Source organism: uncultured Sphingobacterium sp. (assembly GCF_964277905.1).
GTDB lineage: Bacteria > Bacteroidota > Bacteroidia > Sphingobacteriales > Sphingobacteriaceae > Sphingobacterium > Sphingobacterium siyangense.
The window spans coordinates 181,215-205,569 of sequence record NZ_CAXYKD010000045.1; the positions used below are offsets into that span (position 1 = coordinate 181,215).

At 38.2% G+C, this 24,355-nt stretch carries 17 protein-coding genes; 5 read left to right on the top strand and 12 right to left on the bottom strand.

Annotated elements, in window-relative coordinates; genetic code table 11:
* Positions 1-168: 168 nt before the first annotated feature.
* Both ACHWSC_RS21045 and ACHWSC_RS21050 read right to left on the bottom strand, forming a co-directional pair.
* A complete protein-coding gene (locus ACHWSC_RS21045; RefSeq protein WP_313183781.1) occupies positions 169-1,704 on the bottom strand; it encodes a RagB/SusD family nutrient uptake outer membrane protein in 1,536 nt (511 codons plus the stop codon).
* Between the two features lie 11 nt (positions 1,705-1,715).
* Positions 1,716-4,961: a SusC/RagA family TonB-linked outer membrane protein gene (locus tag ACHWSC_RS21050; RefSeq protein WP_394678067.1), complete on the bottom strand. Its 3,246-nt coding sequence runs from the start codon at positions 4,959-4,961 to the stop codon at positions 1,716-1,718.
* Positions 4,962-5,431: 470 nt separating this feature from the next.
* On the opposite strand from ACHWSC_RS21050, the gene ACHWSC_RS21055 reads away from it, so the two are divergent.
* Positions 5,432-5,806, top strand: coding sequence for a VOC family protein (locus ACHWSC_RS21055; protein WP_394678068.1), 375 nt, complete (start codon positions 5,432-5,434; stop codon positions 5,804-5,806).
* A 319-nt stretch (positions 5,807-6,125) separates the two neighbouring features.
* On the opposite strand, the gene ACHWSC_RS21060 is transcribed toward ACHWSC_RS21055, so the two are convergent.
* The 6 genes from ACHWSC_RS21060 to ACHWSC_RS21085 form a co-directional block, all read right to left on the bottom strand.
* Positions 6,126-6,644 (bottom strand): lipid-binding protein, encoded by a 519-nt coding sequence (locus ACHWSC_RS21060; RefSeq protein WP_394678069.1) that lies wholly within the window; start codon positions 6,642-6,644, stop codon positions 6,126-6,128.
* Positions 6,645-6,656: 12 nt separating this feature from the next.
* Positions 6,657-7,286 carry a DUF5011 domain-containing protein gene (locus ACHWSC_RS21065; protein WP_394678070.1) on the bottom strand — a complete coding sequence of 210 codons (630 nt, stop codon included), beginning with the start codon at positions 7,284-7,286 and terminating at the stop codon, positions 6,657-6,659.
* Positions 7,287-7,316: 30 nt separating this feature from the next.
* A complete protein-coding gene (locus tag ACHWSC_RS21070) occupies positions 7,317-8,807 on the bottom strand; it encodes a SusD/RagB family nutrient-binding outer membrane lipoprotein (RefSeq protein WP_394678071.1) in 1,491 nt (496 codons plus the stop codon).
* Between the two features lie 11 nt (positions 8,808-8,818).
* The gene (locus ACHWSC_RS21075; RefSeq protein ID WP_394678072.1) at positions 8,819-12,034 is read right to left on the bottom strand and encodes a SusC/RagA family TonB-linked outer membrane protein; all 3,216 of its coding nucleotides are present in this window, start codon (positions 12,032-12,034) and stop codon (positions 8,819-8,821) included.
* Between the two features lie 337 nt (positions 12,035-12,371).
* Entirely contained in the window at positions 12,372-13,625 is a 1,254-nt protein-coding gene (locus ACHWSC_RS21080; RefSeq protein WP_394678073.1) for a FecR domain-containing protein, read from the bottom strand.
* Positions 13,626-13,636: 11 nt separating this feature from the next.
* The gene (locus tag ACHWSC_RS21085) at positions 13,637-14,203 is read right to left on the bottom strand and encodes an RNA polymerase sigma factor (protein WP_394678074.1); all 567 of its coding nucleotides are present in this window, start codon (positions 14,201-14,203) and stop codon (positions 13,637-13,639) included.
* Positions 14,204-14,495: 292 nt separating this feature from the next.
* On the opposite strand from ACHWSC_RS21085, the gene ACHWSC_RS21090 reads away from it, so the two are divergent.
* The gene (locus tag ACHWSC_RS21090; protein ID WP_394678075.1) at positions 14,496-15,062 is read left to right on the top strand and encodes a MauE/DoxX family redox-associated membrane protein; all 567 of its coding nucleotides are present in this window, start codon (positions 14,496-14,498) and stop codon (positions 15,060-15,062) included.
* Between the two features lie 158 nt (positions 15,063-15,220).
* Positions 15,221-15,634 carry a hypothetical protein gene (locus ACHWSC_RS21095; protein ID WP_394678076.1) on the top strand — a complete coding sequence of 138 codons (414 nt, stop codon included), beginning with the start codon at positions 15,221-15,223 and terminating at the stop codon, positions 15,632-15,634.
* A gap of 72 nt (positions 15,635-15,706) precedes the next feature.
* Here the strand turns inward: ACHWSC_RS21095 and ACHWSC_RS21100 are convergent, their stop codons facing one another.
* From ACHWSC_RS21100 to ACHWSC_RS21115, 4 genes are read right to left on the bottom strand one after another with little or no spacing between them, the layout of a single operon-like run.
* Positions 15,707-17,053, bottom strand: coding sequence for a RagB/SusD family nutrient uptake outer membrane protein (locus tag ACHWSC_RS21100; protein WP_394678077.1), 1,347 nt, complete (start codon positions 17,051-17,053; stop codon positions 15,707-15,709).
* An 11-nt stretch (positions 17,054-17,064) separates the two neighbouring features.
* On the bottom strand, positions 17,065-20,277 hold the full coding sequence (locus ACHWSC_RS21105; protein ID WP_394678078.1) for a SusC/RagA family TonB-linked outer membrane protein: 3,213 nt from the start codon (positions 20,275-20,277) through the stop codon (positions 17,065-17,067).
* A gap of 5 nt (positions 20,278-20,282) precedes the next feature.
* Positions 20,283-21,896, bottom strand: a complete 1,614-nt coding sequence (locus tag ACHWSC_RS21110) for a TlpA family protein disulfide reductase (RefSeq protein WP_394678079.1) — start codon at positions 21,894-21,896, stop codon at positions 20,283-20,285.
* A gap of 14 nt (positions 21,897-21,910) precedes the next feature.
* Positions 21,911-22,285 (bottom strand): hypothetical protein, encoded by a 375-nt coding sequence (locus tag ACHWSC_RS21115; protein WP_394678080.1) that lies wholly within the window; start codon positions 22,283-22,285, stop codon positions 21,911-21,913.
* A 615-nt stretch (positions 22,286-22,900) separates the two neighbouring features.
* On the opposite strand from ACHWSC_RS21115, the gene ACHWSC_RS21120 reads away from it, so the two are divergent.
* Both ACHWSC_RS21120 and ACHWSC_RS21125 read left to right on the top strand, forming a co-directional pair.
* Positions 22,901-23,491, top strand: a complete 591-nt coding sequence (locus ACHWSC_RS21120) for a hypothetical protein (protein WP_145330273.1) — start codon at positions 22,901-22,903, stop codon at positions 23,489-23,491.
* A gap of 19 nt (positions 23,492-23,510) precedes the next feature.
* A complete protein-coding gene (locus ACHWSC_RS21125; RefSeq protein ID WP_394678081.1) occupies positions 23,511-24,170 on the top strand; it encodes a hypothetical protein in 660 nt (219 codons plus the stop codon).
* Positions 24,171-24,355 lie beyond the last annotated feature (185 nt).

Below are 24,355 nucleotides of genomic sequence, written 5' to 3' on the forward strand. Positions count from 1 at the left end.
TAAATTGTTAGTCTATTAATTTATATACATAAAATTAACGATTTAGTAATATATCTCATAAGGGATAGGCCCAGACAATGCGAACTCTCGCAATCTATAGGTATCCTTAAATAAAAAGGCCGATACAAATTGTACCGGCCTTTTAATCCTATTGATTTATTCTTTGAATTATTCCAAACCCTTATTATAATCGCTTTCGCGAAGAGGGATAGACCAAGTCCACTTATTTTTATCTTGTGGATTAATTGTAACAGCTAAAGATGTAAGGAAATTACCCCCGTTTGCGTTATTTCTTCTCACAATAGCATCTCCCCAACGTTTCATATCGAACCAATCGAATCCTTCGCCCCATAGTTCAACCGCGCGATAAAGTTTAATTTCATTAAGCAGATCTGTCCCTGTTTTTGTACAAACATACTTGACATCTCTTCCTGAAGTTGCGTTTAATGCGTTAAGAACACCTTGAACTTCACTTGCTGCTTTATTTTGGAAAAATTTAGCTTCAGCTTCAATAAGATACATCTCGGAAGCCCTAAAATGATTCAAATTTCCGACACCCGGTAGATCATTCGCTTTGAACTTAAAGTTCATGTAAGCGTAAGGCACTGCATTAGACTGTAAATCTGGAAATGTAGCAAAAGCCCTAGCCTTCATCGTCGCTCCGGCCAATCCTGTAGCTGTTGTGTACGCTTCGCCTTTTGGATCTAAGAAAAGATCTCTTCTAATATCTGTTGAAGGAATTTTATCAAACAATTCTCTACTGATACATTTAGGCGTCGTTCTAACAGCACTTGCCGACGAGTTATAAGCAATATACGATTGAAATGAATAGAAGTATAACGTTTCATCAGACGCACCGTAGCTACTCCAAATCCACTCTCTATTTGGATTTGCAAAGCCACTTTTATACTCTGCATTATTCATCAGTTCATAATTAGCCCGTGCCAAAACAGCATATTTCTCAGCATTGACATAATCCTGTTTATTCAAAGCAGCTCGAGCATAAACCGCATAAGCAACATCTTTGTTTACTTCGTAATTTTTATTTGCATTACGAACTAATTTTGAAGATTCATACAATGAAATAGCATCATTCAAATCCGTATAGATCAAATCATAAGTCTGGCCCAAGGTAGATAAAGGCATGTCTCCTGTTGACACATCTTTTCTTAAAACCAATCCATTTGTCTGTCCATTATTGGAATCACTCCATCTATTGCCATAGATCTGAGCTAGCATCATGTAACTGTAAGCACGGTAAGTCAATGCTTGTGCCTTTATAAATTGTTTGTCGGCTAAGTTTCCATCCGCAGCATCAATATTTTCGACAATTTGATTTGCGTTACCAATGATCTTGTAGTAATAAAACCAAGGATAATACAGGTAAATACTTGTTAAGTTTTGATTATAATTTGCATTAATAATGTCTGCCCAGCCACTTAAGTTGACAAAAAAATTGTTTCCAGGATAGTTCCCATAGTACATTTTGATTGTCCCCTCTCCATTAAAGCCTTGGCTGCCTAAATACTGTTGGGTCATCATTTTTGCCAAACCGTTAACGGCTACTTCAGCATTTTTTGTCGTCTCAAATACTTTAGAAAGCTCAACGGAATCTGTAGGACTTGTATTTAGATAGTCTTTTTTGCAAGAAGAAACAAGAATCATTCCTGCTAACAATACTTTTATATATTTATTATTTTTCATTGTTTGATTTCTTATAATCCAATTTTTACACCAAAAGAAATTGTACGTGGAGTAACCCAAGCATTTGTGCTGGTACCATTCCATTGCTGTTGCGGGTTCATTCCTTTACGTTTTGTCATTGTAGACAAGTTTTCAATTCCAGCAACAACTCTCACGGAAGACAAATCTATTTTACTAATCAATTTTTTTGGCAAACTATAACCTACCGCAATATTCTTGATAACCAAATATGATCCATCAGTTAAGAAACGGTCACTAGTAGCATAATTATTCATACTACTTTGAGAAAAGTTGATAGAAGGAATACCATTTACATCCAACCTATCCGCCGAGGAGGCTGTCATTCCATCTGGAATACCGTTCCACGATTTCATGATATCCGTGTGTAGCGCACTTGGCGTACCGGACATGGCCATTAAACTGGCATAGGAAGAATCGTATACTTTACCACCGATAGCGTAAGTGAATAACGCTGAGAAGCTGAAGTTTTTATACTCAAAGCTAGTATTGAAACTTCCATTCATTTTAGGAATAACCGATCCGGACCAGCCCCTTAGACCATAGCTAGAAGCATTAGTAACGTAGTATTTTCCATTAATTTCAACAAGTTCCGCTGTAGGAATCTCTGCTTTTCCTGGTGCAGAACCATTCACATTAAAACGCTCTGTGTCTGCCAGGTAAAGTGAACGACCAGTCATCTGATCTACACCCGCATACTTAAACAACCAGAAGTCATAACGGCTTCCGCCTTCCACCCATTTGAAATTACCAGTTACAATTCCGTTCGCCCTATTTTCCTCAGGTAGTGATAATATTTTATTCGTCAACCAAGTTGCATTCGCACCAACATTCCATCTCCATCCATCACCCTTTAACACGTCAACATCAAAAGTTAACTCGAAGCCCCTATTTGACATTGAACCAATATTCCTTGTTACTGTTGAAACTGCACTCGAAGATGATGTTGCTCCAGCAGACAATGGAAGATTAAAATCAAAAATCAAGTTTTGAGACTGCTTGTTAAAGTATTCAAAGCTTAAATTTGCTCGTTTAAATAATCGGGCTTCTACTGCCGCAGAGAACGAACTAGAGGTTTCCCAAATTAAGTCAGGTGAAGGGTTTTGGTTTTTAAATACCGCACCTGCATTCGCATTCTGGCTTAACTCATATAAGGATAAATAAGAATACTTACTTGCACTTTCATCATTACCTACTTCACCATAAGATGCTCGAACCTTCAAATCATTAACAGTATTCAGCATATCTTTAAAGAAATCCTCTTTAGATACGCTCCAGCTACCGCCTAATGACCAAAAGTTACCCCAACGATTGTCTGGGCTGAATCGAGACGAACCATCCCTTCTAAAAGATGCTTCAGCAAAATATTTACCCGCGTAATTATAACGAGCGCGAGACAAGAAACTTTCTACACGATAATCTTCCTGATAGTCATACAGCGACGTAATTTTGGTGAAATTTACCATATCAGTTTGGCCTTCAAAAATTTCATCTGTTTTATAGCCATATAGATAACTCCAGTTGTCAGAATAATTCTCATGTCCTGCCAATAAGTCCAGATGGTGTAAGCCAAAATCTTTGTTCCAAGTCAATAATTGTTGAACTGTATAGTTTTTGTAGCGATAAATATTCCTAGCCGCTCTACCCTGACCGGCACCATCACCTATTATTGCGTTATTATACGTACGACGTTCTGAATTGCGAAGATTTAAATCACCGTTTAAAGTCAGTGTAAAATCTTTCAAAAACTTGAATTCAAGAAAGCCTCTACCATTTACTGTATTACGAACTGTTTGGTCTCTGTTTAATTCATTTTCCCAAATGGTATGTCTTCCTACATATTGCAATCTTGTAGATTCACCGTTATCATACTGTATTTTTCCGGCCTCGTCCAATGCATAAGATCCGTCTGCGTTATGCAAATGAATTGGATAGATTGGTGCTATCGATCTTGCATAGTTATACGGATTAACAAATGAACTTGCATCGTCAGTAGAACCGCTAATTTGATTTGAGATCTGATGTGAACCTGCTAAGTTAAAGCCATACTTGAACCAATCTTTAGCTTGAAGTTCGGCATTTAATCGTCCAGTAAATCTTTTTAAACCCGAATTTTTAATGTATCCTTTCTCGTCTAGGTATCCTGTCGAATAAAAAACCTTTGCTTTATCTGTAGCGGTAGTTCCATCAATGTTATAATTTTGACGATGTCCAACGCGATCTACTTCTTTAAACCAGTCCAAATCGTCTGCATATCCACTTTTTATTTGGGCATCAGAGACAAGCTTTCCATTGGAATCAAATAGTTTATCATCAGCTTTATCATAGATGTTTAATTTCAAATAATTGCTCACCAAAGATTTGGTTGCTTCATCATTTGCAGATTGAACTGTTGGATAGGATGCCGAATTGTTAGTTAGTAAACTATTTCTATATCCCTGCCACATGGCTTCCATAAATTGTCTATCATTCACGCGATCGTATTCGGCAATACCTCTCGAGTAGAAACCTTGGTCTGTTGAGATATTAACCTGAGAACGGCCAGCCTTACCCTTCTTGGTGGTAATAATAATTACCCCATTACTAGCCCGACTTCCATAAAGTGCGGATGATGAAGCATCTTTTAAAACTGAAATACTTTCCACATCATTGGGGTTGATATCGGAAATATTACCACCAAAAGGTACACCGTCCACGACATAAAGCGGGTTGTTAGATCCATTCAATGATGAAAATCCACGTATCCGTATACTAGGTTCTGCGCCTGGCATACCAGAAGTATTGTTCAGTTGAATACCGGCAGCAGATCCCTCTAAAGCTGCAAATGCATTGGTAACCGGCCTCTTTTCGATATCTTTAGCAGAGACGGAGGTTACGGATCCAGTCACAGATTCTTTTTTTGCAGTACCATAAGCGACTACGACAACCTCATCTAATGCTGTATTCTGATCCTCTAGTGACACGTTGAATAATGACTGTCCATCTTTAACGATTATAGTCTTATCAGAATGACCGACATACCTGAAAACCATCACTTTACCAACAGGAACTGATAAAGAATATTTTCCATTTGCATCTGTTTGAGTAGCAATGTTTGATCCTTGAACGGCAATTGTAACTCCTACCAACGGTTTCCCATCAGCGCCAGTTACACGACCGCTAATCTTCTTCTCTTGCGCAAAAGCAACAGACGACAGGATCATACTCCCCACGAAAAAACTGAGTAGTTTGTGTTTCATATGTTTATGTTTGTTTAAATAAGTAGTTTATCTAACTAAATACGATAAAAGCACCGAAGAAACTTTTAATATATGTTTTTCAAAAGTGATGAGCCCAACAGGCTAATACAGTTAGTGTACAAAAGCCATCAACGAAATGTTAAGGTTTTGTTAAAAGCAAAGATATAACAAACTTTTAAAGTTGCAACAAGAAGTTAGAAATAGAATTAAAAAACTGGAAAACAAATGGCATAAATCAGAGCGTTTCACACAAAAAACAATACACAAAAACACTAATTACCAAATAATTATGAAAACAATACACCTTAATCTAAAAAAGTAAATGTTTTTTCATAAAGTAACAATAAATACTGCAATATTTTGTATTTTTCATCATAAAACTACCATTAAAATCGAGAACAATAAAAAAAAGCACATAACTACTATCAAAAAGACAAACAATAGTTCAAAACAATTAAAGGCAAATAAAGATGAACTACAAAAGCTTAAATCCAATATTATATACAAAAAACTTAGATCAAACTATTCAGTTCTATACTGAAAAACTCGGATTTACATGTGTTGAAAAAAACAAAGCATTGAACTGGGCTTTACTGCGAAGTGGAACCATTGAAATCATGTTTTCGCATCCTGTTGAAAGCATTGCTTTCGAAACAGCACAATTTACTGGGTCTCTTTACTTCAACATAGATGCGGTTGATAATTTATGGGAAAGTTTGAAAGATAATGTCAAAATATGTTATGAAATAGAAACTTTCGAATGGGAGATGCGTGAGTTTGCTATCTATGATAATAATGGATATGTACTTCAGTATAAAACAAAAAATTGCTTTAGAACATATTGAATTCAATAGTTTATTAAATTCAGTATTAATATTTTAACATATAATCTATATTGGGTTCGAAACCGAGAGTTAAGGAGTAAATCCCAACTATATTAATTCAGCATGTTCATTTATATTATAAATTGCATTTCCTATATTTCAGCATATTGTAGTTTATCCTGTGGCATAATTAACGCGAAAACCTAACAAACTGTCAAAAAAACATAACTTAAAACAAACTTATAAAACAAAAACAGTAGTAACAACATTGCTACTACTGTCTAATTTATTCGCTTTTAACTGCAAAAAAGTATTTATCTACCTGGGTCTAGTTGATGAATTAGTCGTTGTCAACCAAACCAGAGTATCTTACTCCAGAGACTCTATAGTGATCAAACCCATTCGGGCTATCATCGCTAAACTTCACTTCAAATACAATACTATCTGCAACTGATCCATTGGGATATTTTGCTGCACCTTTTAAAACTTTACCATTTGTAATATCAAATGTAATATCATCTCCATCAGCAGATTCGTTTTTGATGGTCTTTCCTGAAAAAGACTTATCTGACAAGTTTAAACCAACTCGACCTTTGAATACCCAAAAATTACCATAATCATCTATCCACATCTTATCTGGAGTATTTTCTACTGTATTATATGTGCCTATTTTAAAATGGCCCAAACCAAAGACATCCTTTTCAACAAGTGAACCATCTGCTTTAACGGCATCAGCAGTAACATACCATTCTCCTGCGGTTTCTCGTGTCGCGGTCCCTTCTACTTCATCCTTCTTGCAAGAAGAAACACTAGCTGTCAATGCAAGAAAAAATATTAAAACTCTATTTGTTAGTTTCATAATATCTCAATTTTATTTTTTTACCCAAATCCTTGAAGTGTTCGGAGGAGTTGATTGACCTAATAATGTAATTTTGAAAGTTAGAATATTACCATTTAAAACGCCAGTACCAACTGCAGGTCCGAACGCGCTTAACGACCATTCTGGTACAACAGCATTGATTCCATCGCTTGACAATACAAAAACTGGAATAGTTGAAGCTCCCCAAACGTTAGAAAACCTATAAAACCCAGCCGCTAATTTAGTCATTGTAGCAGAATAAGCAGCATTCGCCTGGTAAGAATAACTGCCAGACAGATCTCCTTTTGGAGCAGTAGATAAAACCGCTACAAAGCGACTAACGGAACCAGGAAAACCATCTGAATTCACTGCACTATAGACTAATTCATAAATCCCTTCTTTGGATGTGTTAACAGAGCCTGTAACTTTAACTTCAAGTGGCTTATCTCCCTCCTTAGCTGTGACTCCAGCTTCCACATACTTGCCACCAACAACAACAGATTGATAAACATCGCCAGTCATTGTCAGAACAGGATAAGTTGTGATATGGGTCATCCCATCCGTTGTTTCATCCTTTTTGCATGCTTGAAATAAAAACAAGACAAGCATAAAAGGAATAATATTATATATAAATCTTTTCATTATTTTATATTTAAAATTTATCACCCAATTTTATTTCGCCCAAAACACAGGTTCTTTATCTGGTTTAACCGCAGGGGCATTACTATTGGCATTTGTAGAACTTTGCGCATAACGGATTCTTTGCAAAAGCTGATTATTACCCAAAGTGTTAAATACATCTATTGGTGTATACAATGTGCCTGGTACAAGAAGTTCCGGTTTGAAAACATCATTTGCTACATTGTAAATAGCAGTTCCATTGACTGTACCAAATGTCGGATATTTAAGACGTCTCAATTCACACCATGCTTCAAAATTATTCGTTCCCGATAAAGCCACCCATTTTTGAATACCAATTAACTTCTCATAGTTAGCATTATTATAAGCGTAGATTCCAGTAATCACATTTTGTGCATCGGATCCCGATAATCCAGCAGATAAAAAAGATTCTGTAATTCCTTTTTCGTAATGTGTTTTTGCATTCGCGGCAGATCCATTTTTAGCATAATATTCAGCTAAGAAAAATTCCACCTCTGATTTAGTAATCAGATATACTGGGGAATCATATCTCATTGCAGGTCTATTAAAGTTTTCAGCCTTATACAATTTTGAAGTAGAATAATTCGTACCAGAAACACCTCCTAAGAATTTCCCATCTTTATTTTTATCAAAAAAAGCTCCTAATCTTGCATCATTAGATTCTTCCATTACTGCAGACAACGCTAAATTTAAAGTAACATTCTTCTGAGTGGAACCGAAATATGCAGCAAACTCTTCTTGATAATATGGATTTGCTTTACCTGTTTCATCAGCCCAAATTCCGGCCCAAGCAACGTCATCAGTCGGAAAATTATTTTCGGCGATTAAGGTTGCCAATTGACTTTTAACATCTTGAGCCTTACTCATCCGCATTAAAATTTTTAATTTTAATGCATTTGCAAATTTAATCCATTTTGCAGAGTTTGACTTCCCAAATAGGAATGATTCAATTACAGGTGTGTCATCTGAAACTTTCGATAATGCATCATTTAATTCCGCTAGAATACCATTATATACAACATCACCATTATCATATTTGGGAGCTAAAATATCCTTGTTCCATGCCTCTGTGTAAGGTGTTTCTCCATAAGCATCAACCAATGCTTGAAGGGTAAAAGCTCTCAGCGTGGTAGCCGCAAGATTATCTCCCCAACTGCTCGTTGCAACTGATTTTTCTCGGATTGTCTGCAAATTATTTAATACTCGCGTATTTAACTGCGTGTATGTACCGCTTGAACGCGTTTGAGAAGTAACAAATTGAGAGTAATCCACATAGTTACTTGTACCAAACAAATGTGCGTACTGTTCGGAATAGTAACCTCCCAAAATACGGAAAAAATTCCCATAACTTGTTGCTAAGTTCATCTCAACGCCTGGAAGGATCAAATTACTCGTCACGTTCTCTGTAGAAGGCGAATTCGGATCCACGTTAATATCCAAATATTTTTTACAAGATGTAACTCCTATCGCTATTGCCAATAAAGGCAGTATAATTTTTTTCATTTTGCTCAATTTTAAAACTTAAGACTTACATTAAATCCATAAATACGTGTGGCTGGATTAATATACAACTCACCAAATTGTCCATCCAATCCAATACCTCCTGTTGACCCTTCCGGATCAATAAACTTGTTGCTTTTCGGGGTCCATACAAATGGATTATTGACAAATGCAGTAACAGCAATATCACTTAATTTCACGGAGTTTACCCAAGTTTTAGGTAAGTTGTATGTCAAGGATAAATTACGAATCTTTCTAAATGATCGATCCAATAAATAATATTCTCCGCCAATGCCACCACCTTTTTTATCCCAATAATTCTGTAATCCAGAAGTAGACATTTTTACGGGAGTAGTATTTTCCGAAAATGTTCCGTTTCCATTGTCAACCACTGAATTAGGAATAATAAATGGATTACGGTCATTATACATAGTTTCGATACCATTACCTGTAAATTGCATTAGATTTTTAGTGCGCGAGAACATATAACCTCCTTCACGAACATCTAAAGCAGCACTTAAGGTAAAACCGTATGCGCTCAAAGAGGTAGTCGCTCCCCCTACCCACTTCGGCTGAATATTCTTACCTGTACTCTGAACATCAGGTGTCAAAATAGGCAAACCATCTGCGCCAACTATCAACTTGCCATAATTTTCACTATTTTGATCTTGTACATGTTGTGCCAGGTAAGTATAAAATGTACCCAACGGTTTTCCTTCTTCAGCATACATGTATACAGCATCATTTCCAGCAGAGAAACTATTTACCTGAAATTTACCACCTAACTCAGCCGGTAGGGACACCACTTTGTTTTTGTTCAACGTAAAATTTAAATCCAAATCCCATCTGAATTTTTCAGTTTTAACTGGTGTTGTACTTAGCAATAACTCAATACCTCTATTACGAACATTACCAACATTTGTTACAATTGTAGAAAAGCCTGTTGCAGGGTCTATTGATAGAGGGAAAATTTGATTAGTACGAGTTCTATTATAATAAGCTGCGTCCAATCCTATTCGATTGTTAAGAAACTTAAGATTAACCCCAGCCTCGAATTCTTTGTTCATTTCCGGAGTTAAGGTATTACTTCCATTTTGAGTACTTAACAGGAATGAATTTTTATTGTTGAAAGGAAATGCGGCAATACTTCCTGCATAATAACCAGCGGCAGCAGCTTGGATATATTTTGCTGATGTTTGGTAAACACCGGCATCATTACCTGTTTTACCATAAGCTAGACGAGCCTTACCAAATGTTAAAATATTATTCTTAGGTAGATTATTTGTGAATATCCAGCTTAGAGTCGCTCCAGGATAGAAAAAATGATTTTTATCTACAGGCAATGTAGAAGACCAATCGTTACGAGCGGTTAAGTTCAAGAACACAGTTTCATCATATCCCAAGGTCACATCTCCAAAAAGCCCAACTAGCCTGCGTTTTGATTGCGATTCACCTAATGCAGATCTAGTTGCACCATTACTCAACTGCCAGAAACCTTCATACAATGCGAGACTTTCAGTAGTTCCATTCATACTAGTTGCATACCTTTCATTTAAATTCATTCCTAACATACCAGTGAATGAAAGTTTATCGAAGCTTTTATCGTAGGTGGCCAAAAAGTCATGGTTGAGTTCATAATTACGTCCATAAGAAGCTGCAACGGAACCCGACTTATTCATATTTGAGGGCGCATATCCATAATCATTATCGATCAGTTTATCATCAAGATTAATTTCCGGTGTTCCAACTTTACGATCATAATCTATATGGTCAAACCCAAAACGATAAGTTAAATTAATTTCCTTTATTGGCCTAATATCTAATTGTAATTTACCGTTAAACTGTTTGGAATTTAAACGATTGTAATTATTGGCGAGTGCCCAATAGGGATTGGTAATACCGTAAGGAGTGAAATACGCCTCAGGTGTATTAAAAGGATTGGTTAAATCTTTTTTATCAACTATAGAAATATCTCTAGGCAGTTCCAATAAACCATCGATAATAGAAGTTCCTTGATAATTACCAGCTACGTCAGTTTTACTCGTATTAAAATTTAAATTAGAAGAGATTTTCAACCAATCTGTTGCCTGGTAAGAGGTACGGTAAGCAATTGTATTCCTTTTATAAGAGTCTGCGTCTGTCGGCATAATACCGTCATCCTTAACATTCGAATAAGATAAATAATAATTCATCTTTCTGTCCTCAGAGACACCATTAAAAGAGATACTATTATTAAATGACTTTCCGATATCAAAAAAATCTTTTACATTATTCTTCTGTGCCGAGTAGGGATGGAAAAGCTGCTGGTTATTCCAAATTGGGCCAAATACTTGTTGACTTCCGTCCAAATGTGGCCCCCAAGATCCATTTTCAATATATGTCTGTTGCCCATTCCAGCCCTGTCCGAATTCATTTTGCATGATAGGAAACACAGAATTCTGACGCAATTGAATACCGCCGTTATATGCAATAGAAAAATTTCTTCCATTGCCTGCTTTACCAGTTTTGGTTGTTATTACCACAACACCGTTCGCTGCACGGCTACCATATAAAGCGGTGGCTGCGGCCCCTTTCAGAACAGTCATCGACTCAATATCATCAGAAGCAATAGCAGCAATACCGCCACCTTGAATTGTATTTCCTTGTGTATTGAATGTTGTTGACTGTAAAGGAACTCCGTCTACTACATACAACGGTTCATTACTACCAGTCATTGACCCATAACCACGAATTGTAATAGAAGAAGCAGAACCAGGAGCAGGACCAGTAGAATTAACCGTTACACCAGCAACTTTACCTGCCAAAGAACTCAATACATTGGTATTTCTAGCAGCCGCAAGCTGTTCGCCACCAATTTTTGTTGCAGAATAACCTAATGATTTTTCCGAACGAGTAATGCCCATGGCTGTTACAACCACCTCGTCAAGTGCATTGTCAGCGTTATCTAGCGTTACGTTGAAAGCAGATTGCCCCTCTTTAACGATTAACGTTTTATCCGCAAAGCCTACTGAGCGAAATACTATGACTTTACCATTCGGTACAGATAATGAATAATTACCATTTGCGTCTGTTTGGGTGGCAACATTCGACCCTTGAACAACGATAGTTACACCTGCCAATGGCTTACCATCCGCTCCAGTAACATGACCACTGACCTTTCTTTCCTGCGCAAATGCAACAGAAGTCAGAATCATACTACCCACGAATAAACTGAGTAATTTGTGTTTCATATGTTTATGTTTATTAAAATGTTTATTTTTGATAAAATACTTTGGTTAGCAAAATACTTTGCAATAATTTATATATGCGTTATAGTTAGTAACATCTTTTCACTTGGATTGTTTTCACTTGTTAAAAAATGTTAAATACAAAATTATAACTTTTTTTAACTTTTGCAATGCAAGCATAACTTTGTGATAACAATTAATTCACAAATACAAATAAAACACTGATTAACAGCTATTTATTTTTATTTATAATTTATTTTGAAGTAACATTGTTACACTAAAAACGAAAACTATTTACATGAGAACTTAACTATATTCATAAAATAGCAGATTGACTTTCTTATTTCATCGCTGTACGACTATCCCTATTATCTTCAGGGCAAAAACTTATCATCCCTTTTTTCTCATACATCAACACCCCAGCGTCGCGTATTACGGCATAGACCTTTTCCCGATTGGTCCTATAGCAGACAGTCGTACTTATCAACTTGTTCGGTATACATTTCATGTTTTTAACCGTAAATCCATGCCAGCGGCTCATCTGCCAGACAAATTCTGTCAGTGGGACATCTTTGTATTCACGTACGGCATTCGCCCATTGTGAAGCTTGTTCGAAATCCCCATTCGTTAAATAAAATAGACTATCCTGTCGTACTTTTTCACCCTTCGGTAAATAGGACTTTATAACCACAGCTTCATCCAAACATTGAAGCTCTTTACTTTTGTATGATCTACGATCAGAGACAAGCACCTCTCCATGTGATACCGTTGCCCGCGTAAACTGGGCATAAGATGCTAATTCAAATCTTCCGTAATCACTCGAAATTTTTCCATTGCTAGTTTGTATTACCATCACGCTCCCAAACAGTTGGCTAGGTATATCTATAAGCGCCTCGCCCTCGATAAACAGATGTGTACTATCTCCTTGCGTCAACGGATAACGAAGAGTTGATTGGGCATTTAGCCGGACCCGCATACCGTAAGGGAATTCTATAACACATTGCTGACGAGCAGCTGTTCTGATCACGATAGCCGTATCTTTTGTATTTACCTCCCGCCCGCTGGATGATTTATCAAATTCCAATACCCCCTCGGCGGTCTTGGCGAGCGAAATACCGTTTAAATCAAGCAATACTCCGGTTGCATTCGTATCCAATCGAATGATAGATGAATCAGCAAGCATTATTGTACCTGCAGATTCAGACAATGGTAGCTCCACACCAGACGACATACTAGCACATTCCAGACCGATTTCAGCCCTATAATTCCTGTGTTTTAAGATGACAATTACAGCCGGTAGCAAAAGAAATAAAACTGCTGCTGCAGCACATCCCCACCATAATTGCCGTTTCTTTTTCCTAGCTAACCGATCTCCCGCAGCCCGGATCTTTTCAAAATCAGGCCGCCACTCGATGGACAGTTCGTTTGACCGATTAGTAGACATTTCTTCGATCACCTCAGCAATCATTTCATCAAATTCCTCTTCACTAAAAATTTTCTCGGCTGCTTCTAATTGATCGGATTCTCTAAAACTGATACTCGCGTCCATACGCTTCCTAATCAGTTCTTTTACATATGTTCTGTTGTAAATCATTTCACCTTGTTTTAAACAAATAAGCCCATAAGATCTTTCAACTTTTTTCGGATCACCTTCAGTGCCCTAGACAATTTATTTTTCACCGTCTGTTCTGCCATTCCATAGGTCGCCATTAATTCCTTGTTACTCCTACCCTCAAACTTCGATTTAATGACGAGCTCCCGATCCTGGGGAGGTAATTCCTCACAAGCCTCCAAGATCAGCATCTCAAGTTCGTTATAGGCAAATCTATCGTCTGCGCATTGACCACTAGCCATATCCAGACCGTTATCGAGCGAAATCTTATTGTATTTTGCCTCATCTCTAATGTAATAAAGAGCTTTATTTTTCGCTACGCGCTGCATCCAATATACAGGTGCTTCCAGCTTCGCGACCAATTGCCTTTTTTCCCAGATTACGATTAATGTCTCATTTAATACATCCTTGACTAGATCGTCATCATTATAGATAAAACAACGGATATACTTTTCCAGACTCCCGCCATAATGCGCAAAAATCTGCTCAAGCGCTACATTGGGCTGTGAGTCTAATAATTGAAAAAAGTAACGATCGTACGTATTTGTTTCTTTTGCCATTCGTCTATCCTCTCTAACATCATTTCAATGAAATTTATAAACTTAAAAATCAGATACTTATAAAAAATACAGCGTATTAGCAGGTACGAACTAGCCTTTATTGCTAGTAGTATATAGAAGAATTAGAAGATTAGATTTTAAATCAGTAATAAAACAAAGATAATAAAAGCTATATAACAAACCAAGAAAAACAATATACAATATACTGATTTACAAATAGTTGAATTCAAAATTCAACCCAGTACTCTTATGCTTCTTTTATAGATTAGAAAAGACAGTAACAACTAAAAAAATGAACGCAAGAACAGCACATATCGCAATGGAAAGCATCCGAATCGGATTTATGGTCTTTTGGATCTATGTAGCTATAGACAAGCTCATGGAACCCAGTGCATTCCAAGCTGCTCTTCTCCGGCAACCGTTACCAAGCAACTGGGCAAAACCTCTTTCTTTTGCACTTCCTACTTTTGAGTTCACTACCGGAATCCTTTTAGCCGGTCGGTATAAAAAAATAGGATTACTGCTATCTATAGCTTTATTATCTTCTTTCAGTGTCTATATTGCATTGGGACTACTCAATCTATATCCGCAGAAACCGTGTGGCTGCGCATCCGTATTTGAAAGTTTGTCGTGGGAATGGCATTTGGTGGTAAATATGGTCCTTTTTACGTTATCCATATTGGGATGGTACTTGACTGGCCCAACCAGCCCCATGGAAAGGCACGAGAAAAGGAACCTATCAATTGGCTTTACCTTTACACCGCCCATTCATTTAGGTATTGTCATACTTCGTCTTTGTCACACTTCTCAAAAACGCTTTCCGCGAAAATTTGCACTATTCCCGGCTTGGCCGGTATAGAAATAAATTATGACACGTGATGGACAGCCCGTAAAAATCGATCCCGAGGTATAAAACAGACTGAAGCGCCTCGTTAAAGCAAGGTATCAGTCATCAATAAAAAAATTGAGTTTTTTGTGGAGGTAAACTTTTTTTGCTCTTATAAAAAAGGCCTCGGTATGAAAGCAATATTTTTCATCAAAAAGCATGCAACGGTGATGTTAGCCGGAGCTGCAATAATTGGATTCAGTTCTTTTAAAGTAATTAAACTAAATAACGAAAATAAAGATACTGACTTAATATTTACGTACGTTCCGCCAGCTGGTTCCCCAGTTCCCTATTCGGATACAAACGTAAAAAATACTGCAAATTGGCAGAGGAGTTCTACTAGCTGCTCAGATTCAGAAGACCAGGATGTCGCTTGTTCAATTGCCGTACCATCTACCAGCACGATGAATAGTGGAAATAATATCGATCCTTCCAAAGTAACGATCGAGACATTTCAGCACAGCACCAATAACTATGGTGTGTCTCCTTCTTCGGCGTCCACACCGCAGTACAATGATCCATTGAACAAACCTTTGGATCCATAAATCGAAAAGCCCATAGCCCCTAATTTCGGCTATGGGCTTTCAGCACAGTGATAAATTGGATAGATTCAGTTCTTATCTTAGAAAAGCATCTAAGTCTGTAGGAGTATTTAAAATTAGCTTTGATGAATTCGGACTCAGTTCCACCCGCTCTCCTTCTATCATACGAACCATTTTAATGGCTGTTCCTTCGAGGTTCAAGCGTTTAATATCTGATAAACGAATTCCCCTCATCAACAGTTCTTTTCGTCTCTCCAGCAATACAATCCCCAAAGCTTCGTTGTTATCCTGTGCTGCTTTTGGCACAAATACCTTCGTACGATCCCACCGATTTTTTAGCAGGAGATTAACATCTTGCATGCTCGCTTTCAAAGCACCTTTCCGTGCATTGCTTTCCGCGCGTATCAGAAGCATCTCTGCCGTTGTTAACCCCGAGAACATCCACTGTATGGAATGGGAATAAGTTCCTTTAAATTTAAAATACTTGCCCGAAGCACTAAAAAAAGCTATCCGTCTCAGGTCGGCGCTCTCATAACTATTCATTAAATTAGAATCGATTAAAGCGCGCGTTGGGATATAGTTCTGAAACTTTTGACCCATCTCAGAATAAAAGATCGTTTCCTTCGTAAACTTCGAAAAGGGCACCGAAGCGCTAACCTTTATTCCGTCTTCAGGCTGATTATAATCCATTAGCTCATTGAACAGCTTTAACGATTCGTCGGCGGCATTTCCTGCTTGTTCGTAAAGCCCCATGGACAGGTAAGCCCGGGCTAATAGTGCATATGCTCCTGCTTTTGAAGGCCGTGATTTCAGCAATGGGACATCATCTAAATTTTCTGCGGCCGTTTGAGCATCTTTCAATACTTGCTGATAGCATTCACCTACCGTAGAAAATTCACTCTTCACATTGAAGTCAGATTTAAAACGCAAGACAATGCCTCTCTCCTCATTCTTTCCCTCCGGATCAAACACTGGAGCGTAAGTCCATAGTAACTGAAGTAAATAGTAAGCCCTGTAAAAATGGGCCGAGCCATAGACATTTTTCCAGTCACTGCTGTTGACATCGGTCCTTTCAATTTTGTCCAATATTTCCAGGCAAAAGTTGGCATTATATATAGGCAGGTAGGCCGAAGACCAATCATTGGGATATGCATAATCGAAAGCTTCCCATTTATACAGCAACTTCATTTCCGGTAAAAGAGCCTTATAATTGTTGTCCAGCAGAAAATAATCATCAGCTGCCGATTCAGCATATGAAGGTGTTCTTCGCTCATTCATATAGCCAAAATCATCCAGTATCTCCTGCAGGTCCCGTATCGATGCCGGAACCTGATAGGCATTGCTATTCTTTGGATCAAGGTAATGGCTGCAGGAAGTACATGCAACCAGACAGCATAAAATAAAATATATCGTCAATTTCATACAGCAAATGGTTAAAAGCTGGCACGAAGGCCAAGTGAATAATTTTTCTGCAAAGGAATCGCTTCGGGATTATCTGGATCAAGCCCGCGCCGGTTTGCGCGCCAGATAATTCCTAGATTGGCCGCATTTGCAAATAATTGTATATTATTGATTCCACTGCTTATTTTGGGCAAATTATAAGTCAGGTTGATAAACTGGAGTCGGATATGGTCGCCCTTTTCAATAAGGATTTCACTAGCGCCATAAAACGCATCCCGCCCGGGCATAGTCAATGGAAATTCAAAAGATGGCACGTTCGTATGGTCTCCTTTTTGCTGCCAACGATCATAATAATCGGGATGAACCGTTCCATAATTGATAAGAGCACTGGAAGTGAACGAAGATCTCCGAAAGTAATAGCCCATGCGATAACTTAAATTGAAAGACAGACTCAGATTCTTATAGGAAAATTTATTCAACCAGCCACCATAATGAACAGGTATGGCTGAACCAATAAAATAGGCTGAACCACCCTCCCCCGCACTTCCTATTGAACCTTCATTAATTGCAGTATAGTCCGTCGATATTTCCCCATTCCATATTCCCTGCGGATTTCCGTTATCGTCAAGTCCTTTCCAGATAAATGCCGCAAGACCATACAATGGATAGCCAATAACCGGATTGATCTGAGTGCCAGAAGCATTTACCATACGATAGAGCTGACTTTGGTCATTGGGGTAGTAATAAGCGGTTGTCTTGTTATTATTGTAATTATAGATCAATGACGACTGCCATCCCAATACACCTGATTTTAGGTCATAATTTAGCTGTACATCCAATCCCTTTCCTTTCATTGCCGCTACATTCTGGATGATCGTTCCCCTAGCGCCCCAGCTCGTATAATCATAATTGGTCTCGCCATAGAGATCGGATCCATTTTTAATATAGTATTCTATCGAACCGGAAAGCGGGAAATCTTTTAGCGCGAACTCCAGTCCCGTATTCAGTTGCATCACTTCTTCCCAGCGCAAAGAAGGGTTGTTGATTGTTCCGATCCTTCCATAAGGCAACGAACTATTGATGGTTGAATTTGTCGCCGAACCGCTAATCGGTAAGGCCGACCGGCTCAAATCAACATTGCCACTATAACCCAATGTTGCTTTAAACTTTAGATAATTCAAAGGAAGTTTCTCAAAAAACGTTTCTTTAGACAGTACATAGCCCGCGCCTAAAGACCAAAGCGGCTTCCATTTATCGTTCGTCGCTACGCCATAAATATTCGAGCCATCTCTTCTTATATTTCCACTGAGCATATAACGATCTTTCCAGGTATAATGAAAATTTCCGTAAACACTTACAAATCTATTCAGTCTGGTTGGAGACAGATTTGGAGTTCCCATTATTGTACCCGAACTGCCGAAAGGTTTCTTGAGATAACTCGTTGTAAAATCTACTGGAACCATTGATAGTGGATCTTCACGATAACCATAATAGACCATGCTATTGCCCCATGCCTTTGTTTGCCGCATCTCCAGTCCGGCCATCGCAATGAAAGCATGCTGGCCTACCTTTTTATTAAAATCAAATTGACTTCTAAAAGCATAAGATTCTTGGTTATTGCCTGTTTTCCATAAAATATCCCCATAAGGTACGATGTAAGTTACCTTTCCTGTGGTTTCATTGATCTGACTGAACGTATTCACCATATCGCGCACAAAATAACTTTCTTTCATATAATGGTTATCGATCAGTCCGTCTTGACGCTGACGCTGGTAATTGGCTTTAAACATGCCACCGGAAAAAAGCTTGATACTGATACCAATATTTGCGATATATTCCTGGATCGTATTCGTTTCTGTATTGTATTTAAAATCCTCGACGGGATAGTAATTCCAGTCGAATAACCGTCCTTTTCCTACTGTATCCAGCACTGTTTTTCCATAGTTTTCATAAAATGCTGCTGGGCTGTCGTTCTCATCAAACAAAGACAGATAGGGTACCACATACTGGTTGCCCACACTTGCCAGTGTAGCATAAGAAGGAATATTGCTATTCCTATTTTTTTTATTGGAATAAGATGCTGACACATTGACGTTCAACCATTTGTTCAAGGTCATCGTATTGGCAAGCCTAAAGGTTGTACGTGCAGCGGGCCGGCTATAATTATCTTTCTGCCAGTCCTGCCCCAGCGCAAGAGTCCAGCTATTGGATGCGCCCCCTCCTGAGATATTTACACCTAATTGCTGCGTCTGTGCAGGTTTATAAAAATAGTTGCGATACTGCTGCCTCAGATCAGACTTTAGGTAAAACGCTTTATGAGACTGATATACATCATCCGAGATTTCATTTTTACGCCTTTTATCCAACCAATAAACGATAGGCGAAACAGGTGGCCCATCCCAGCTGTTCAGTCGGCTATCAAACTGGCCAGCAGCAAACAACATTTCCTCTAGGTCAATATAATCCTTATTGCCCACTATAGCTAATGGAGAAAGATCAGGCTTTTCCTTAATACTTGTGTTGAAATTTAGATCAAGGCGTGTCTTTCCATCCATTTTTGACCTTTTTGTAGTCAGGACAATCACCCCATTTCCGCCCCGGGCACCATAGATCGACGTCGCCTCGGCATCTTTCAGGACTGTCACGGATTCAATATCGTTCGGATTGATATTATTGATATCCCCTTCATAGACAAATTCATCCAATACGATTAAGGGATCCAGTGGACCGTTTATGGTACCATATCCACGTACGGTGATCCCCAGTTTATTCTGCGGATTGAGATTGGTTTTTCCTTTCTGAAAAACAAGCCCATTTGTTACACCCTCTAAGCGGTCCAGGATATTCATTCCAACCTGCTTTTCCAGCAGATCTTTTTTAAGTACAGTTACAGAGCCATTGATCTGGTTGACCTTCAGTTTCTGATAGCCTGTACTTATCTCAACTTCCGCCAATTGATTTGTTAGCTCTTTTAGCAAAACAACGAGGTTATCATCGTTTCCGCGAGCTATTATAGTTTCCGGCTGGTATCCGATCAGGGAAAAGCGTATCGAATCATTTAGTCCGGCCTTTACAGTAAATTTCCCGGCATTGTCCGAGCGCACAGAGCTACTTTTTGAAACCACATTTACATTTGCGAGCGGTGTGCCACTGGAATTCAGAATCTTACCTTTCCATAATCTTTCGCGAGTCTGGCCTCCGGCAAAATGAAGGAGGATAAGAATATAACAAAAAACTTTTAGCATATATTTCATTTTCCACTCCTTTCTTTTAATGCTTTTTCGCTGTTTTTATAAAAAGAGAGATCCAATATTTCTATCATCGCGTTAAATTCGCGAATAGAACCTAAAGACAAGACCCTGCCCTTTGGAGAAATAAGGACATAATGGGGAATGCTTCGATGTTGAAAATATTGATTTAATATAGTGTCTTGATAAATCTGAGGCATATCCATTGCGTAGGGAAAACGACGATGATAGCGTTCAAAGAAAGCCGCAATACTTTCTTTGGTATCCCTATTGCCTTTTTGATTAACTAGGACAATCGCCACATTGTCTTTCAAAGTTCGATGCAGGCTATCAATTTTTGGGAATCCCTTAACACAGACGGTACACCAGGTCGCCCAAAAATCAAGTAGGACAAATTTCCCTTTTGATTGATGAAAGTTAAATTCAGCAGTATTACCATCTTTAAGTCCGAGATACGAAGTAGACCAAAATTTATCCGGTAACCTATCACCAACCTGGAGCCCTTTTATTTTATCCAGCCCATCAGCCCCGCTGTTCTTGCGGGGCGTCTGAGCTGATAAACTAAACATAGAAACCATAAGAGCTAATACCATAAGAGCTCTGATGCTCTTCAATACCTTAAAAGAAAAATTAGATGATTGAAAAACTATCCTTAAGCATACGCACGACAAAACCATGCGATACGCACGCTTATAATCTGCAACTAATAAAAGGCATTTTAAAGCCCGCTGAACAACTAACCCTATTGAGATAAGCAAAGCCTTCACTTGAAACACAAAAGCCTTACAGACCGACTTAAAACACCTTAAAACAGATCGTTCAGATTCTACTCCATAAGTCAATCTAGCATCTCCCACCTGCTGAAAAGCTTGCTTTTGTTGTGTGGGTCTTGTGCAATCGTTTAGTCGTCCTTGTGTATAACAAGGGCTTAGCAAGGGTGAACCTAGGGTCGCGCTATAGTCAAGCTTGTGTGTTTCTTGTGCCAAGCTATAGTCGACCATCTTTTGAGCAATTCCTGCAGAATTTTTACATTTCATCGGCTTTTCATCGGGTCGGCATCGGGTTTTGATCGGTGCAACCCAATGAGATCCCGATGAAAACTCAAGACAGACTGCATGAAAGGCAGAAGCCTGGGCGAAGTTGGTCAGGCAAAAGTTCGAAGAAGGTGATACCTCTTCCCCTCTTCGGCTGACCTTCGGCTCAGCTTCGAGACTTCTTCGGGACATGGTCGAGACAGGCTTGGCACTTCTTCGGCTCGGCTTCGGCAGTGCTTCGAGTACGCTTCGACTCCTACCCGAAGCGCAGTCGAACAACAGTCGAAGCATTCCCGAAAAAGAGGCGACGTTGGTACGACGCAGTGTCGAAGGATCCTCGAAAAAAAACCGAAGGCTACCCGAAGAATCTGCTTTTTTTAGAAGGTTCTGAGCGCTAATCTTACAGCGCTTTTTTAGCAGGATCGAAGTACCTTTAAAGTACGTTTTTCCTTGTCTAATTTTCTTGCGCAACAGAAGTGTAAATAGTACTATATCTGTGCTTAAGTAGTGCTTGACAGGTACTTGAAAGATATAGGCTATATAAGTCTTTAAAAAAGCTATTAATTTTAGGGTATTCATCATTTTATTGTTAGTGGTTACTTCGATAACCGACCGAAAAACTCAGCGACCTTTCTGCTCAACTCTAGCTCTTTTCCGATGCGCTCTTTTGCTTCTGCAGACAGCTGTACTGTACTCAGGTCTATATGGTGATGATTGGCGATACAATAAGCAATCAATACGCGATACAAGGCAGTTGCAAATTCTTGTATTTCCTCATCTTTCAGAAGCCTATTTTTCTTCACGTCACCATCAACATAAGCAATTAATAGTTCCGAAGTATTAGCAGATACAGTCTCCAGCGCATAGTGATTCCAGAATGTCTCAATCTCCTTTATAGGGTCATAATCGAGGCTATGGACATCATAAATCATACGATCAAAAGCAAATTGTAGCGCTAAAATCCTGTTCATTTTTCAGTAGATAAATCATAACCGAAAGTACATAGCATGCCCCTTCCGATCGAAATCAGCTTTTTATTGGGAGCCTGATGTTACTCAGTTCACATTAGTAATAATTAATTCATTCTGGGAGCCAGAGCGCGTTTGATTGAGGGATCACAAAGGTGTATAATATTGGCGTTACGCGTTCCATGGCGAGAGAAGCCAAATCTTATTTGGCCAAACCAGCCGAGCTACTCGGGGGCAGTGATGATGTTTTTTGATCTTTGTTTTTTGTTCATAACTCGTTTATTGGTAACGAGTCTTGTCGGTAGGTCTCCTAATGATAAATGTGGGGCTACAAACCGTACCTGAAATAAAGTTCTCACGCCTTACACAACACGGATTTACAGTAGCGCCCACATCTATCTTACATGCAAATATAGCATAAAAGTATAGACGTGGGTATTTAAACTACTGCCTTGCGTTGTGGCGTGAGAAATTACAGGCGCAAGACTCTTGATTTAAACACCTAAACTATAGATGACTGATCTAATATCTTTCTAAAACAAAGATAATAAAATAGAATTTAAAAATCAAATTATTTAAGACATAAAGCATAAGAACATCTTATTACTTCCTTTATTTATGGCTACAAATATTTGGTTTTTATTTCCTATAGAGCTTTATTTGATTATACAGGTAAGACGTATAAGATTAGATTTAAATATCGTTGCAGAAGAGCTTTCAAACTTTTTAAAGAAAGGAGAGAAATATATTGGACATATTGAAAGTCGTGCACATAACTCAAAATACAATGATGAGATTTTGAGTGAAATTGCTATATACTTTTCTCAAATTGCAAAAATGAGGCAACAAGAACTTAAGGATTCAGGAGATAGCTCTATCATCAAAACAGATTACAGGATATATGACTTCTATCCCGCAGAAATTTTATCTAATGATAAAGTTCTCAAAGAAGTTCCTCCTATCCCACCTGGTGCGGGTCCAGCGCCTACCCTAAATGCGTTAATGGAAGACCAAACTTTTTTCAGAAAAGCAAAGACCCTAAATGAAATTGTGATTAAAGCCAATGAAGTCCAAAATCAAAATTGGGAAGCAAAAGACTTTACCCGTCCATTAGAACGCGCTGTAAAGGGCAACGGTAAAAGACTCAAAATAGTGCTTAAAGGAGACCTTAATACATACATCCTTGTCAGTAAACACAAAAAGGATTAGTATCTTTGTGGTCAAAGAAATGGCCAATTTTATGCAAGTTGATCTTAGATTTGAAATAACTAACATTACTACAATGCCACGAATAGAGGTCGAAAAAATGCTCAATGTATTTCTTTTGAGGAAGAAAAGAGGTTATAGTCAATTCGAGCTATCTTTTCTCATGGGCCAACGCGACTTTTATGTTCGTGACGCTGAAGATCCCACCCATACTTTAATTTACTCCGTGCCATTTAATAATATATTCCGTGAGATTTTCGATTGTAGCATTGAGCAAATAGTTCCAGATATAACTCAAATAGATTATACAATTCAAATATCTGTAGCAAGGAATGAATCGGCTCCAGTTGTTTATAAAGCTGAAAAATTCTTCAAAGATGGTCGAACAGAACTTTTATGCGACTTATCTGCTGAACGAAAAGATGTATTACTTCAATCCCCAAGTATAATATCGGAACAATCTGTTAAAGATTGGGTATTTCATCAAATTTCCACAGGATACTTTAACGAAAATAAAAATGCGCTACAAATTCTCAAAGACTATGAGAAGGAACTTGGTAGCACAATACGTCCATTGTTTCTTGCGAATGCATTAAAGGCATGCAAAGGTACAAAAGGAACACCTAAACTGACAAGTAAGAAAGATGAGAACGGGCGGTTTGTTTACCAGAAAAGTAGTTAATAAAAATATCTCCTCAAAATATCGAACATCTAAAGTTACCATAGAAAATAAATCTCTAAACCGAAGTTCTTTAGAAAACTAGGGTTTATTAAGATGCATTGCTCTTTATCATTTTCAAATTTAGCATACGAAAGAGATCTGATAGGTTTTAGGGAAAATACAAAAAAAACCTAGAGTCTTAGTCT